Source organism: Metabacillus litoralis, from assembly GCF_007994985.1.
Taxonomy (GTDB): domain Bacteria; phylum Bacillota; class Bacilli; order Bacillales; family Bacillaceae; genus Metabacillus; species Metabacillus litoralis.
The window spans coordinates 46,797-61,596 of sequence record NZ_VOQF01000002.1 but is presented as its reverse complement, the minus strand read 5'-3'; the positions used below and the strand labels follow the sequence as shown (position 1 = coordinate 61,596).

General features: G+C 32.0%; 17 protein-coding genes and 1 riboswitch. Of the genes, 9 read left to right on the top strand and 8 right to left on the bottom strand.

Going from position 1 to position 14,800, the window contains the following annotated elements; genetic code table 11:
• The first annotated feature begins 137 nt into the window (after positions 1 to 137).
• The 9 genes from FS935_RS04705 to FS935_RS04665 all read left to right on the top strand — a co-directional run bounded on the left by FS935_RS04705 (position 138) and on the right by FS935_RS04665 (position 8,534).
• Positions 138 to 2,075, top strand: coding sequence for an asparagine synthase-related protein (locus FS935_RS04705; RefSeq protein WP_146946398.1), 1,938 nt, complete (start codon positions 138 to 140; stop codon positions 2,073 to 2,075).
• Between the two features lie 15 nt (positions 2,076 to 2,090).
• Complete coding sequence (locus FS935_RS04700) at positions 2,091 to 2,246, top strand: paeninodin family lasso peptide (RefSeq protein ID WP_146946397.1); 156 nt, start codon at positions 2,091 to 2,093, stop codon at positions 2,244 to 2,246.
• Between the two features lie 77 nt (positions 2,247 to 2,323).
• Positions 2,324 to 3,253, top strand: coding sequence for a phosphoenolpyruvate carboxykinase (ATP) (locus FS935_RS04695; protein WP_240050817.1), 930 nt, complete (start codon positions 2,324 to 2,326; stop codon positions 3,251 to 3,253).
• Positions 3,254 to 3,259: 6 nt separating this feature from the next.
• Complete coding sequence (locus tag FS935_RS04690; protein WP_146946395.1) at positions 3,260 to 3,553, top strand: lasso peptide biosynthesis PqqD family chaperone; 294 nt, start codon at positions 3,260 to 3,262, stop codon at positions 3,551 to 3,553.
• Between the two features lie 24 nt (positions 3,554 to 3,577).
• Entirely contained in the window at positions 3,578 to 4,054 is a 477-nt protein-coding gene (locus tag FS935_RS04685) for a lasso peptide biosynthesis B2 protein (RefSeq protein WP_146946394.1), read from the top strand.
• A 7-nt stretch (positions 4,055 to 4,061) separates the two neighbouring features.
• Complete coding sequence (locus FS935_RS04680) at positions 4,062 to 5,240, top strand: nucleotidyltransferase domain-containing protein (RefSeq protein ID WP_146946393.1); 1,179 nt, start codon at positions 4,062 to 4,064, stop codon at positions 5,238 to 5,240.
• 11 nt (positions 5,241 to 5,251) lie between these two features.
• Positions 5,252 to 7,042: an ABC transporter ATP-binding protein gene (locus FS935_RS04675; protein WP_146946392.1), complete on the top strand. Its 1,791-nt coding sequence runs from the start codon at positions 5,252 to 5,254 to the stop codon at positions 7,040 to 7,042.
• A 155-nt stretch (positions 7,043 to 7,197) separates the two neighbouring features.
• Entirely contained in the window at positions 7,198 to 8,166 is a 969-nt protein-coding gene (locus tag FS935_RS04670) for a metallophosphoesterase (RefSeq protein ID WP_146946391.1), read from the top strand.
• Between the two features lie 68 nt (positions 8,167 to 8,234).
• Positions 8,235 to 8,534: a DUF5658 family protein gene (locus FS935_RS04665; protein WP_146946390.1), complete on the top strand. Its 300-nt coding sequence runs from the start codon at positions 8,235 to 8,237 to the stop codon at positions 8,532 to 8,534.
• A gap of 553 nt (positions 8,535 to 9,087) precedes the next feature.
• Here FS935_RS04665 and FS935_RS04660 read toward each other — a convergent pair.
• The 8 genes from FS935_RS04660 to FS935_RS04630 all read right to left on the bottom strand — a co-directional run bounded on the left by FS935_RS04660 (position 9,088) and on the right by FS935_RS04630 (position 14,591).
• Complete coding sequence (locus tag FS935_RS04660; protein WP_146946389.1) at positions 9,088 to 10,191, bottom strand: nucleotidyltransferase family protein; 1,104 nt, start codon at positions 10,189 to 10,191, stop codon at positions 9,088 to 9,090.
• A 15-nt stretch (positions 10,192 to 10,206) separates the two neighbouring features.
• A complete protein-coding gene (locus tag FS935_RS04655) occupies positions 10,207 to 12,009 on the bottom strand; it encodes an ABC transporter ATP-binding protein (RefSeq protein ID WP_240050816.1) in 1,803 nt (600 codons plus the stop codon).
• Positions 12,006 to 12,476 carry a signal peptidase I gene (locus FS935_RS04650; RefSeq protein ID WP_158638534.1) on the bottom strand — a complete coding sequence of 157 codons (471 nt, stop codon included), beginning with the start codon at positions 12,474 to 12,476 and terminating at the stop codon, positions 12,006 to 12,008. Before FS935_RS04650 ends, FS935_RS04655 begins: the two co-directional genes overlap by 4 nt.
• Positions 12,466 to 12,732: a PqqD family protein gene (locus FS935_RS04645; RefSeq protein ID WP_146946387.1), complete on the bottom strand. Its 267-nt coding sequence runs from the start codon at positions 12,730 to 12,732 to the stop codon at positions 12,466 to 12,468. Before FS935_RS04645 ends, FS935_RS04650 begins: the two co-directional genes overlap by 11 nt.
• Positions 12,732 to 13,520, bottom strand: a complete 789-nt coding sequence (locus FS935_RS04640; RefSeq protein ID WP_146946386.1) for a hypothetical protein — start codon at positions 13,518 to 13,520, stop codon at positions 12,732 to 12,734. Before FS935_RS04640 ends, FS935_RS04645 begins: the two co-directional genes overlap by 1 nt.
• A 59-nt stretch (positions 13,521 to 13,579) precedes the next feature.
• Entirely contained in the window at positions 13,580 to 13,744 is a 165-nt protein-coding gene (locus tag FS935_RS23355; RefSeq protein ID WP_158638533.1) for a hypothetical protein, read from the bottom strand.
• Positions 13,745 to 14,015: 271 nt separating this feature from the next.
• The gene (locus tag FS935_RS04635; protein WP_146946385.1) at positions 14,016 to 14,351 is read right to left on the bottom strand and encodes a helix-turn-helix domain-containing protein; all 336 of its coding nucleotides are present in this window, start codon (positions 14,349 to 14,351) and stop codon (positions 14,016 to 14,018) included.
• Positions 14,352 to 14,465: 114 nt separating this feature from the next.
• A complete protein-coding gene (locus FS935_RS04630) occupies positions 14,466 to 14,591 on the bottom strand; it encodes an anti-repressor SinI family protein (protein WP_146946466.1) in 126 nt (41 codons plus the stop codon).
• 60 nt (positions 14,592 to 14,651) lie between these two features.
• A riboswitch (cyclic di-GMP riboswitch) is annotated at positions 14,652 to 14,748 on the bottom strand.
• Between the last annotated feature and the right edge of the window lie 52 nt (positions 14,749 to 14,800).

The following is a 14,800-nucleotide window of genomic DNA, read 5'->3' as shown; positions in this document are numbered from 1 at the left end:
AACATGATATGTTCTTTATAAAGAATTATACAGCGAAGTAATTATAGTGTTATCCATTTAATTGTATTATTTTTTGGTATATAGTTCTTTAAAAAGAACATTCGTTTTGTTTCTATGACCTAATCCAGGAGGAAATAATGAGTGCAATCGCTGGTATTTTCCATTTAAATAAAGAACCTGTTTCTATAGAACATATAAATAGTATGATGGGAAATTTAAGAAGATTTCCAGCTAATGATGTACAAACCTGGAAAAAAGAAAACATTTTTCTCGGATGTCATGCACAATGGATTACTCCTGAATCTTTAAATAAACAGCTCCCTTTTTATGACCATGAACGGCAGATTGCAATAACTGCTGATGCAATTATTGATAATAGAGAAGAGTTATTTAGTCACTTAAATATAGAAAAGTCTATTGGAGTAGTTATACCAGATAGTCAACTCATACTACTAGCATATCAAAAATGGGGAGAAGATTGTCCTAAGTATTTAATAGGCGATTTTGCTTTTATGATATGGGATAACAAAAATCAAAAGCTATTTGGAGCAAGAGACCCATCAGGTTATCGAACTCTTTATTATTACAACGATACAACGAAGTTTGCTTTTTGTACAACAATTAAATCATTGCTAGCTTTGCCGTTTATTGAAAAAAAGTTAAATGAAAGTTGGCTCGCAGAATATATCGCGATTTCTGGAATGATTGATACGGTGGATGCTTCAACTACACCCTATCAAAATATCAAGCAAATTCCACCTTTTCACTCAGTTACTGTTTCTAGAGATTTTTTAAAACTAAATAAATATGGTCAATTCAACCCAGGGAAAACACTGAAACTTAAATCAGATCAAGAATATATTGATGCATTTCAGGATGTATTTCAAAAGGCAGTAAAATCTAGGTTACGTACACACCGTAACATTGGATCTCATTTAAGTGGCGGATTGGATTCAGGATCTGTTGTTGGCTTTGCTGCAAGGGAATTAAAGCATCAAAATAAATTGTTACATACTTTTAGCTATATTCCACCAAGTGATTTTATAGATTACACATCAAAACACCTCATGCCTAACGAAAGTCCATATATAAAGAAAACGGTAGATTATGTAGGAGGAGTTTCTGATCATTACTACAGCTTTGATGGAGTTGATTCATATTCAGAACTAAATGATATTCTCGATATGAACGAAATGCCATACAAATTCTTTGAAAACTCCTTCTGGTTAAAAGGGATTTTTGAAAAAGCACACTTAGAAGGAATAGGTGTGTTGTTAAATGGCGACAATGGGAATCTATCAATCTCTTGGGGAAATGCCTTTTACTACTATAGTTTTCTTCTGAAGAAACTTAGATGGATTAGTCTTGCTAAAGAGTTAAATCAATATAGTGAAAATGCTGGAGGATCAAGATTTCGTAATCTGCCTGTAATTGCAAAGATGGCATTCCCTAGAATTAGTCGACCATTTTCGAAAAATTCGATGTATAGACCTTTAGTAATAAACAAAGAGTTTGCAAACCAAATAGGTATTTTTCATAAGTTGAAACAATTTGGTCTCAACGAATCTGGTTGGTTCAGTGGCAATAATTTAAACAAGCACCGAAGGATGGTTTATGATGAGATCTATCCTTGGAATGCTGGGAATACATTTAACACGAAGCTCTCTTTACAATATTCTTTATGGAAACGTGATCCCACAAACGACATTAGAGTTGTAAAATTTTGTCTTTCTTTACCGGATGAACAATTTGTTCAAAAAGGGATGGATCGTGCTCTAATAAGAAGGTCAACAGAAAATATCTTACCTGATGAAATTAGATTAAATCAGAAGGTTCGGGGAATACAAGCAGCGGATTGGGTTCATCGAATTGTCCCACATTGGGGTGAATTAATAGAAGAGATGAGAGAATTAAGCGAAGATGAGAGAATCTTAAAGTACTTTAATAAAGAGATCATAGACCAAGCATTAAGAAAAGCAAAAGAAGGACCCCAAAGAGAGAACATATCAAATTATGATTATCGTAACTTAACACAAAGTCTTATGTTATATCGGTTTATAAAAAACAACTTTTGAAAGGAGGTGAAATATATGAAAAAACAATGGACTAATCCTACATTAGAAGCTTTAGATGTTAAAAACACAATGTGGAATTTAATTGGTAATAATCATGACGGTGCTTGGACTGAGAATATATCTAACCTTGTAGAAAATGGAGACGGGTTATCAGAAGCTCAAATGAGTTAAATTCCCTTATTCTGTAGATCAATAGCCTTTATTTTAATAAGGGCTATTGATACATGAAATCTATTGGAGTGAACATAGTGATTGTGACTAATAAGAAGACAGCTTACATGGCTTTTGATATTCGTATTTTAAGCGAGATACCTTTACCAGAATTGTCTCCTTTGGAAATATACCATCAAGGAATTGATGTTGAAGTTATAATGGGAGATTTGAAAACGGAATGGGATGAACTGGCTGGGGAAAAAGTTGGTTTCATTTTCAAAGAAGATAATTACGTCTTCTTTAGATTGGATGATGTCGCAATTTTCTTAATAGAAGAGGGGAACAAAATTACGATATCACCTCTTAAAGAGTATAAGGAAGATATCGCACGGATGATTGTGTTAGGTACCTGTATGGGTGCAATCTTGGTACAAAGGAAAATTCTCCCCTTACATGGTAGTGCTATTGCTATTAATGGGAAGGCCTATGCTATAGTTGGTGAATCTGGGGCAGGAAAGTCAACAATTGCTTCTACTTTTATAAATAGTGGATACTCAATTTTGACGGATGATGTAATAGCGGTTTCCTTTTTAAATGAAGGTACTCCTTTCGTTATTCCATCTTACCCACAACAAAAATTGTGGCAGGAAACTTTAATTGAATTAGGGATGACATCGGGCAATTTGAAGTCTGTTTATGGTAGACAATCTAAATATTACGTACCATTAATTAAAGATTTTTTACCAGAATCATTGCCATTAGCTGGAATATTTGAGCTTGTGAAAACAGAACAGGAAGAGATTGCATTAATCCCTAAACCTAGACTTGAACAACTCTCTATTTTATACAATCATACATATCGTAATCTTATTATTTCAGGATTAAGAAAATTAGAGTGGCATTTTAAAATTTCTACTAGTATTTTGAACAATGTAAACGTATATCAATTACAACGCCCGATATCTAGGTTTACAGCCGATGAGTTAGTAACAACTATTATTAATAAAATTAACGAAGGAGAATAGTAGAGTATGAATACTTTTGAAATGATTGCATTAGAGGATACTGTTACCCAGGTTAAAGGAATTATTTGCAGTGATATGGCTGGAGAGAAAGTAATGTTAAGTGTTAAAAATGGGAAGTATTACAATCTTGGTGAGACAGGTGGAGTTATTTGGGATTTGATAGAAAATCCTATAAAAGTAAGAGAAATAGTTGAGAGTATGAAGGCGGAATATGATGTAAATGATCAAGAATGCGAAATCCAAGTCCGTTCATTCTTAGATAATCTAATTAGAGAAGGTTTAATACATAAAAACATATAACTATCTAAAAGGTAGGTATGATACATGGATCATTTAAGGAAAGTTAAGATGTTTATTTTCATGAACAAAAAGTCTCAATTACTATTTTTAGAAGCAGTTTTTTATCTTGGTATAGCTAGAATTCTTAAAAGTGTACCTTTTCATAAAATCGTACATCTATTAGGGGAAGAGAATAAGGAAACAACATATATTACTCCTTCAATATTGGACAAAAAAACATTAGTGCAAATTTCCCAAGCAATTAACACAATGAGTCGCTATACATTATGGGAAAGTATGTGCCTTGTAAAAGCAATTGCATGTATGAAAATGTTGGAGAGACGACATATTGGCAGTACTTTATATTTGGGAATAGCAAAGGATCAAACAGGAAGTATGATTGCTCATGCTTGGTTACGAAGTGGTCCCTATTATCTAACTGGGTATGAAGAAAAAGAAAAATTTACTGTAGTAAGTCAATTTGCAAAAAATTTAAGGGGAACTGATGGGGAAAAGGAGTAACTTCAAAATGGGCACTTTTACACTAAATACTGAAAAAATACCTAAAGAGTTAGTCATTATATTAAGTATCATTAAAGATGAAAAAATTGAAAAAGACTGGTTAAAAGATACCGATTGGAAACTATTCATTCAGTTGTTAATCCACCATCGATTATATCCCTTAATTTATCCTAAATTAAATGAATATGATAAAAACTTTTTCCCCTCTCACATTCTTCAATTAATATCATACAAATATCGGTTAAATACAATTGAAATGCTAAAGTTATCAGGAGAAATGACAGAATTAGATGGTTTATTTAATGAGAATAAAATTAAAACTATTTTCTTAAAAGGACCAGCTCTTGCACTTGAACTCTATGGTGAGATTTCTTTAAGAACATCAGGTGATTTAGATATTCTTGTTTCGATTGATCACCTAGAAATAGTTAACGATCTATTGTGCAAAGCAGGTTATAATAAGGATGAATATTTTTCCACAACTTTAGATGACTGGAAATGGAGGCATCACCATTTAACGTACCTCCATCCGGAAAAACAAATAAAATTAGAAGTCCACTGGCGACTCAATCCAGGTCCAAGTGAGGAACCTTCCTTTAAGGAACTATGGGAAAGGAGAGAAAAAGTTAGTTTTTCAGGTCATAAGATTTATTTATTGGGGAAGGAAGATTTATTTTTGTTTCTTGTTACCCATGGGGCAAGACATGGATGGTCAAGATTACGTTGGTTAGTTGATATACATAAATTAATGAATAAAGACGTGGATTGGATATCTCTTATAAAAAAACTTAAAAAATATGATTTTATGAAAATTGGAGGGCAGTCAATTTTTCTTGCGAATCAGTTATTAGATACTTCAGTCGATGAGTATATTATAAAGGAAACTTTTTGCGATCGTTCAAAAAAACTTGCAAATGAGGCTGTTTTTTATTTGGAAAGAATGATTAATTTACATTCTGAGCCTCTTCCAGCAGAAGTATCAAACTTTCATAAAAAACATATGTTTCATTTACTGACATTGCGACAAAAAATACTATTTGTTTTAAGTTTTTTGTATCCATACCCGGAGGATGTAGATGTTTTACCATTACCAAAGAAACTACACTTCTTATATTTCCCTTTACGTCCGTTTTTATGGGGGTGGAGAAGAATTAAGGGATTAAGGAAACAAGCAATTTCAAACTAGGAGGGTATATAATGAACGAACTATTTTATTTTTTAAAAAGATTATATATCCTATCAGGAAAAATACTTTATTTAAATATTGTAGGAATGGTGTTAATCGGGATTTTCGAGGGAGTGGGTATATTTCTACTTATTCCATTGATTGGACTAACAGGAATAGTAGATGTAGGTTATGATTATTCCTCTATTTTTTGGTTATATAGTAATTTTAAAGAAATGCCCCAAACTCTTGGACTAATAATAGTTTTAGGAGCATACGCCTTTTTAATTATTGCACAAAGTTACTTTCAACGTAACCAGTCTATATTGAATGCGAAGATTCAACAAAATTTTATCCGACACTTACGAGAAGAAACTTATAATTCAATCTTAAAAGCAAACTGGGGTTTCTTTCTTAAAAAGAAAAAAACAGATCTATTAAATTTAATGTCACTTGAATTAAACAGGGTAGCTGGAGGAACAACATTGTTTTTACAGTTTATATCGTCCCTTATTTTTACATTTATTCAGCTCTGCTTAGCTTTCTGGTTATCAGCATCAATGACGATTTCCCTTATTATTCTAGGCTCACTATTACTCATTTTCTCAAAAACATTTGTTAAAAAGTCGAAAGAGTTTGGAGAAGATACTATGCTTTTGTCAAAAGAGTTTATAGGAGGAGTAACTGACCATTTTAATGGAATTAAGGAAATAAAAAGTAATTCTTTAGAAGAAAACCATATAAATTGGTTTCATAATATTAGTGGGGAAATTGAAAAAAATATTTTGAACATTGTTAGGCTAAAAACACTGTCTCAGTTTGTTTATAAAATTGTATCTGCATTATTAATTGTTACATTTGTGTTTGTTGCTATAAAAGTTCTTAAAACTCAACCTGCGCAATTAATGCTTATTATTGTCATTTTCTCAAGACTATGGCCAAGGTTAGCTGGGATACAGTCTAATTTAGAGCAACTAAGTTCCGTTCTTCCTTCCTTTAAATCATTTCAAGACCTACAAGCTGAATGTCAAATAGCAAAAGAGTTAGAAGAAGAAAATTATAAAAAGATTGAGCCAATTAGTATTTTAAGAGGCATTGAGTGTAAGCATGTCTCATTTAAATATCAGACTCAGAGTAACTACGCACTTAAAAAGATTAACTTATACGTGCCAACAAATTGTATGACAGCTATCGTTGGTCCATCTGGAGCGGGAAAAAGTACATTAATTGATATGATAATGGGTCTAAATATACCTGAAGAAGGTCAAGTACTTATAGATGGAAATCCGTTATTGAAAGATAACTTATTATCTTTGAGAAAATCAATCAGCTATGTACCACAAGATCCTTTTTTATTTAATACCTCAATTAGAGAGAACATGATGATTGTAAATCCACAAGCTACCGAAGCACAGATGTGGGAATCTCTTGAATTCGCTGCAGCAGATTTTGTGAAAAATCTACCAAAAGGTCTTGATACGAAGATAGGAGATAGGGGTATAAGGCTTTCCGGAGGAGAACGTCAAAGAATTGTGTTGGCACGTGCAATTTTACGTAACCCAGCTGTTCTCGTATTAGACGAAGCGACAAGCTCCTTGGATACCGAAAATGAAGCCAAAGTTCAACAAGCCCTAGAACAGCTTAAGGGGAAAATGACCATTATAGTTATTGCACATCGATTATCAACAATCCGAAACGCAGAACAAGTAATAGTTTTGGAAGAAGGTAGAATTGTTCAACAGGGTAATTTTAATGAACTTGCAATGGATAAGAAAAATGTTTTTGGAAAGCTGTTAGGAAAACAATTAGAAGTGATGGGATAGTATCTAGATTTATCTCGGAAATAGCAGTTTGGGTTAATAATTAAGTTGTAATCCATAATGTTCTTTATAAAGAAATTTTATAATAACGTTCCCAATAACATTCGTGCGTGTTTCTATATTTAAATACCCATTGAACCAAAGTTGGAGAGATAAAGATGTATCGGTTTAAAAATAAAATACTAGTGGTTCTACTCATAGTTTTTATCGTCATAATCACTTATACAATATGGGACAACAATAGAGTAACAATTGTAGAGGAAGATATTCTAGTTGAAGATTTACCAATCGAGCTTGAGGGATTTAAAATTCTACAGGTTACCGATTTACACGAAAAAGAATTTGGTTACAATCAACATAAGTTAATTGATAAGATTAACTCCATTGAATATTATGTTCTGGCATTAACAGGTGATTTTCTTAAGAGTCCGGAGAGTTTGAACTACTCACCCACATATGAGCTTTTGGATAGTATTCAAAATAAAAATCATGTCTTATACGTTCCGGGAAACACAGATCCAGATCCATATTTCATAAAAAATGGTACTGTTTCAAAAAATTCTTTTCTCTTAGGGCTAGAAGAAAGAGGAGTAAAACTATTGGAGTCTGTGTACACGATTAACCAAAAGGGGGCTAATGTCCAATTTGTCCATTTTGAGTTATCGATTATAGACCCTAAATCACAGTTAGCTGTATCTAATGATAGAAAGACAGCTGTAGGTGCTCAACATACGAAAAGTTTATTATTAGAAATGCCTCCTCTAGATGATGGAAATAAATCAGCCGTATTAATTGCTTTAACTCACTATCCTGTAGTAGATGCTAGAATTGATCAAATAATGGAAAATCCAAACCTTATCTTACGAAAGTATGATCTTATCACGGCAGGTCATTATCATGGTGGTCAAATAAGACTCCCATTTGTTGGAGCCTTATTTGTTCCTGAAGCTTGGTATGACAGGAGTGGTTTATTTCCTCCACAGGATCGAGTAAAGGGGTTATGGCAATACAAGGGAACAAAACAATTTGTGAGTGCCGGTTTAGGAAGTAGTAATGCGATTCCACTTTTAAACTTTCGATTTTTGAATACACCTGAAATAGCCGTCTTAACATTAAGACGGAAATGAACTGAAGATTTTTTTCAGTTAACGGTCAATAAGAATTTAAGCTAAAAGAGGATAAAAGGAGGTACAAGGTGAGACAGATTTGCTACTATTTGGCATTACTCAATTTTATTGATGGTCTACTCACGTTCATTGGCCTCAAACTAAATCTTATTTCAGAAGTCAACATAGTGATGAAAATGGTTTATGAGGCAGATCCCATTTATTTTCTATTGTTAAAGTTCTTTTTATCAATTTTGTTGTTCACACTTTCCTACTATCAAAAAGTACCTAATCATAAAGGAATAAAAATGATTTCATTTGTAGGAGCTTTTCTATATACCGTCGTAATGTTCATTCATTTCTATTGGGTAATTGATTTTATATATTAAATAGATGCAAATAATAAATTTAACGAAATTTTGTGATATCGTATAGCTTTTTGTTCTTTATTAAGAATTAATTGTGCTGAATAAAAGGATGGGGGAAGTTTCTATGTACAAAAAGCATTGTACTCGCTGTTATCATTCTTCTTTTAGTAGTTGTCATGTAGGGCAATGGATATGTCCAACCTGCAGTTATGATTTAACTAATATGAAAGCGATAGTTGCTAGTAATCGAACCGTGATATCAGATCTTTATAAAATATATCAACAAAATGATGAATACCTCAATCGCCCTATATTTACGGTTTCTTACAAAATATAAAATGAGCTAATGGTTTTACAAGTTATAGGTATAAACTAATGATCCAAGCCCGATACATATCTGAACCAATTGTAATAGAAGTAGTTATCTATGAAGAGTTAATTAAATATAATGAAGTGATAAAATTGAAGAAATTGAGGGGATTATAATTGGTCTATTAAAATTTTATTTTCTTCATAAGGTTGGTCTCTTAAAAATATAAAAAAGAAAGGTTTACAAGTTAAAACCTTTCCTTTTTTATTTCCTCTTTATTAATAAAGAAGAATATAATCCTTTTCCTCTTTGTTTAAATAACTGAAGGTAACTTAAACGATTATGCTTTAGTTCAACTTCCAATCCAAACTTGGAAGGGAAGAGCCATTCATACAGTGAAATCATTTGGTGGAAAAATGTATCATAACTACCAAACTGATAATCAATGAAATCTAAATAAAGTTTGCCTTTATCAGCTTTATTCCCTCTAAAGGCTTCATATTGCCAAAAAGATCCATACTTCTTCTTTTTAAACGGCAGTTCTAAAACTTGATTTAAATGAGGAAACTGCTGATAAACGATGGACAAAGTACGTTTAATACGCTTAAATGTTTTATGTTTTCTAGCAACTTTAAAAAGTAACTCATAGTTGATTTCATTACGCAGCATATGAATCATTTGTATGATATCTATAAAATGTTTCATAGAATCTAAATTATGTCTCCATGCATGTAATATGATGAAGTAGAAAGTATGAAAACTCGAGAGTTGCTTTACATAATCGTAACCACTAATGAGAACTGTTTCTTCCCAAATCTGATTTATTGGCAATTTACTTGTATTTTCTCTTACGAGATTCCAATGTATTTCTACAAGCAGAGGGACTGGTGAACCTGGAATAGGTTTACTGAAAGTTCTATGGAAATGATCTTCATCGTTTTTTTCTTCATTTATATATCCCAACTTTTTAATGCATGTAAGAACTTCATCTACTTCATCGATTTTAATTAATAAATCAATATCAGAAGATGGACGGGCTGAAAAGTCTCCAAAATACTTTTCTGCGTATAGAGGACCTTTTAGAACGATAACTGATAGTTTATTGTCTTCTAAGACTGATAAAATCGCATCAGTTTGATTCTTAATGAACATATTGTTTATAAATTGTTTTTGATATATTTTTTTAAGGGATGTTCTGAAAAAATCAGGAATTACTTCCAGTTTTTCTTCATCTATTACTTTTCTATAAATTTGGGGTTCGATATTAAAGAAAGATATATCTTCTTCTATTAACTTATATTGTTCTTCATTAATTTTACTGAGATTACTTGATGTACTATAGATGTTATTAATAAATTCCCTGATCATTTTAACACCAACTTCTTATAAGGCTAAAGAATCTAATTCTGAATTCTTTACCATATTTTGTATTTGAGTTAATCTTTTGTACATTCCTTCTTCTTTGATAAGTTTTTCATGAGTCCCAGTCTGAACGATTTCTCCATTATCCATCACAACAATTAAATCAGCATGTTGAATCGTAGAAAGTCTGTGTGCTATGACTAGTGTTGTTAGATTTTTCATTAGATGATCTAGTGCTAGTTTTACATGGAATTCCGATTCACTGTCTAATGCAGATGTGGCTTCGTCTAGTAAAAGAATAGGGGCATCTTTTAATATTGCCCTGGCAATAGCTATTCTCTGCTTTTGTCCAACAGATAATCGAACACCACGCTCTCCAATTTCTGTTTCGTATTGTTCTGGAAGAGTCATAATGAATTCATGAATGTTAGCATGCATGGTAGCATTAATCATTTCATTTTGGGTTATATTTGGGCGGGCTAATAAAAGATTATCTTTTATTGAGCCACTAAATAAAAATGTTTCTTGAGCTACTAAAGCATAAGTACTTCTTAATTCAGAAGGGGAGAGATTGTTGATCGGCACATCATCCATTAAAATCTGTCCAAGCTGCGGCTTGTAATATCCTTGAATTAGTTGGAATAAAGTTGTTTTACCGGCACCGCTTGGACCTACAATCGCAACAACTTTACCCGTAGGAATTTCCAAATTTAAATTTTTAATAATCGTTGTTTGCGGTTTGTAAGAAAAAGTTACATTTCTAAATTTTATCTTTTCAGGAAATCTCCCTTTGTTTTTATATATTGGTAACTCTGAATTTTCGGTTTTAACTTCTAACACATTTGAAAGTCTTTCTACTGCTGAGGCTGAGGTTTGAAAACTCCCCCAGATTCCAGCAAGTCCTGTTAAAGGGTTTATTAGATGCTGCATAAGAGTAACAAAAGTAAGTAGTGATCCAACGCTAATTTGTCCTTTGGATACAAAAAAGGCTCCTAAACAAAGACTAGCAATGTAAGTAATAGAAGAAATAGCTTCGCCAATAACATAAAAGTTTCCTCTGAGTTTAGCGTTTTTCACCTCTAATTTAAATAACTGATTATTTAAATTGGATATTTTTTTAATGGAAAAATTTTCAAGGGTAAAAGACCTTATTACGGAAAGTCCCTGGAACGTTTCAGTAAGGTTACTGTTTATATCACCGATTTTATTGTAGATGTTCCTACTGTTATTTCGAATAAGAATACCGAAAATACCCCCAATGATAATGGCAAAGGGAATGATGAATAAGCTAATAACGGATAATTGCCAGTTTATTTGTAACATATAGATAAAGACAGCAATTGAGACCAAAGGAAGTTGAATAAGGTAAATGAGGTTACTCCCGATAACACCATCTATACTACTAATATCATTCGTAAAATGAGTTAGTAAATCTCCTGAACGTTGCTTTGATATTTTCTCGGGTGATATCAGTAGAATTTGTTTTAAGACATGATCTTTTAATTTTCGTCTAATATTGCTGGTAATATAAGATTCTAAAAATGTTTTGAAAAAGGTGGAAAATAAACTAATGACTATTAATGTTAGTATGATCGGAATTAATGATTTTAGTTTTTCAAATTGACCTTGAACAGCTGCATCTGTTATGGCTCCAAAAAACCAAGCAAAACCAATGGTTAGCAATATATCAACAAATAATAAAATGATGAGAAGTACATAAAACTTCACATTTTTAAAGATATAGGGGCTAACTAATTTAAACGTGTTTCGTATTCCAGTAAAATTAAACTCGTTTAAGATGGATGTCATTTTACTTTGTATCATGCAGATACACCTGACTTGGTAGAGAATTTGAAGGACAAATAATATCTAAGTAGCTTAGAGATAAAAGGAAAAGTTCTAATAATGAACCCCCAAATAATGGAAGCAGACTTATTTGTGTACACTTTTTTTCTAGAATTTGAAATACTTACTAAAGTACCAATAATTTGATCCTTATTTATGGGTTCATCACTGCAAATATTTGTATCTCCCTTTAATATGTATGTTTTATTTTCCTTATTATTTTTTTTGACTACTATAAAACGGTGAGCAATTAATTGTCCAGTTGTTGAATAATAAAGAAGAACATCACCCTTTCTAACTGTATCTTCATTAAATTGAGTAAAGCGGCATATGTTACCTTTTTTAATAAAAGGATACATGCTGGTTCCATGTGAAGGGAGATCCATCCATCCATATTTTCTTATAGTAGATAATAATAAGTCGACAGTATCTTTATCAAACTGCATGACGAACCAATCCATAATTTATTAATTCAACGATAAATTCTTCAATATCTTTAGCAAGAGCATCAGTGTTTAATTGATAGTGACGTTGTACTGATTGAGTAAGTGTTTGAATGGATTGCGGGTTTTCAAGTAATGACCAACAATAGCCGCCGATACCATTTAGCTTAGTAACAGTGAAGTTATCTGTATTCATCACAATCCATTCTTCTTCGAGTTGAATAGTTTCATATTCACTTTCTTTCACATATTGATTCACTACGAAATCATCTCCCAAAAGGTGTTGTTTTTTTGAAAATACAGATTATGCATTGGTACTTGTTGCGCTAGTAATTTTAACAAATTAAAAATCTTACGCATTTCTTCTTTACTTGAAGTCCAAAAGAAAACCTTATCTATTAAAAGTGAAAAACCCTCAGATTTAGATAATTTGTATCTCTTATTTACTAATGATTGGTTAAGAAAATTAATGCTTGCTAATGGATAGGTACTTTGAATATGAGTACTTTCTAGTTCACTACGAAAAGGAGAATCAAAAACAATGACTTCATTTTCTGTAATTTTAATTAATGTTGCCTCATCGGACAAAAGCTCTCGTGGTTGTGATAAACGGGCAGCTGTTGATTTACCTGCACCTGATTGGCCTGAAAAAACACAAGCTCCATGATTGTTAATAACACATGATGAGTGGAGAAGAATACCCCAATTATGATGAACAATGAAGGAACTGTATAAATTTAATAAAGCATGTTTTAATGCAAATTCGTTATAAACAAATAGCTTTGCAAATTTGTAATCAGAATTGATTTCAAGAAGGTAGTCTTTTCTCTCATAACAAATTTTATCTCTGTGATTTGTTATAATTACATCAAAATTCACAAATGATTTCCCGTAATTGAAATCAATTTCAATAGTAGGAGAGTTATCCATATTATTTTTTGCCATTGCCATAGTTCTAAAATGTTTATTTATATAACTAAATACATTTGTACTTTGAGTTTTTACGTTAAAAGTATGTTCACCGATCTTAATTAATGTAGATGTCATATTTTACTCCCTAATTTTTGTAATAAAGTCAATGGAAGAGATCCATTGACTTAGCCATTTTATCCTCTTGTATTAGGTGGACCCCAACCACAACCATTACTATTTGGATTTTTATCAGTTTTGTTTCCATTGTTGCAATAGCTTGGAGAAGTTTCAAACTGAATAGGCTGGTGCGATAATACTAAAGGTTTGTATTTAGTTTCTTCTGAATTTTTAATAGTCATTTTTTTATCACCACCTTCCATTAATTCTATATAAAGAACAATAATAGAAAAAAATGTATCTGAATTAGTGCTATTGCACTGCGTTGTTCTCAATAACATTATATAAGGTAAAAAAAATAATATAAACAGTAATTTTTCGACATTTTTATATGGATATCGACAATAGGATATCGTTAAAACGAACGAGGTGGTACATGATGTTATTTCAATAAAACGAACGTGATCGAATCAAAAAAGAGCACTAGGCAACCAACAGCCGCCAACCATGCTCTCATTTATCACTATCGTTCTGAAGTCGCCATTTGTTAAACTCTAAAAATTCTTTGAACTGCTCTTTGGAGACACCAGATTTCATGGCATCCTGCACGAGCTTTGTCCATTCGTAGTCAAGCTCTTTAGGATCTAATTCATTTTGTTCGTTTAGAAGGGTGTTAACAGATACACCTAGTACGGATGAAACTTTTTCTAAAAATTGTACAGAAGGATTTGACTGGAGATTGCGTTCAATCGAACTTAAGTATGATTTTGCAACTCCTGCTCGTTCTGCTAGTTCGGATAGGGATAGATTTTTTTGAGTTCTGTATTTTTTAATTCGTGGACCAATCACGTCAAGTCACCTTCCTTAATAGCCACATTATAACATATAAAGAAGGTTTTGTTTTATATGAAGAACAACTTTCAAAAAAAATTTACATACTTAATAAACTACCAAAATAAGGGTTTAAGTTAATTGAATATTTCGATTTTTACTCTCGAAGAAATCTTTTATTTCATCTACACTAATCCCAACCTCAAGAGCTTCTAATATTAATTCTACCCATTCTTGATCCAATTCACCATCATACATTATCTTATCTACAATTTTACTATTCAACTTTTTACCCTCCTAAAATACTTCGCCTGTATTTCAGGCAGCCCAGCCATCATAATTCATTTTTCTTTATTTGAACGGAAGACCTGTGACTTTGCGTCCCTATTTTTCAATAGGTTTGCCCTTGAACTGATTAAATTGTCCTGAACTTGAAATCTGGTCTGTTACCTTAGTCTACTATTTTA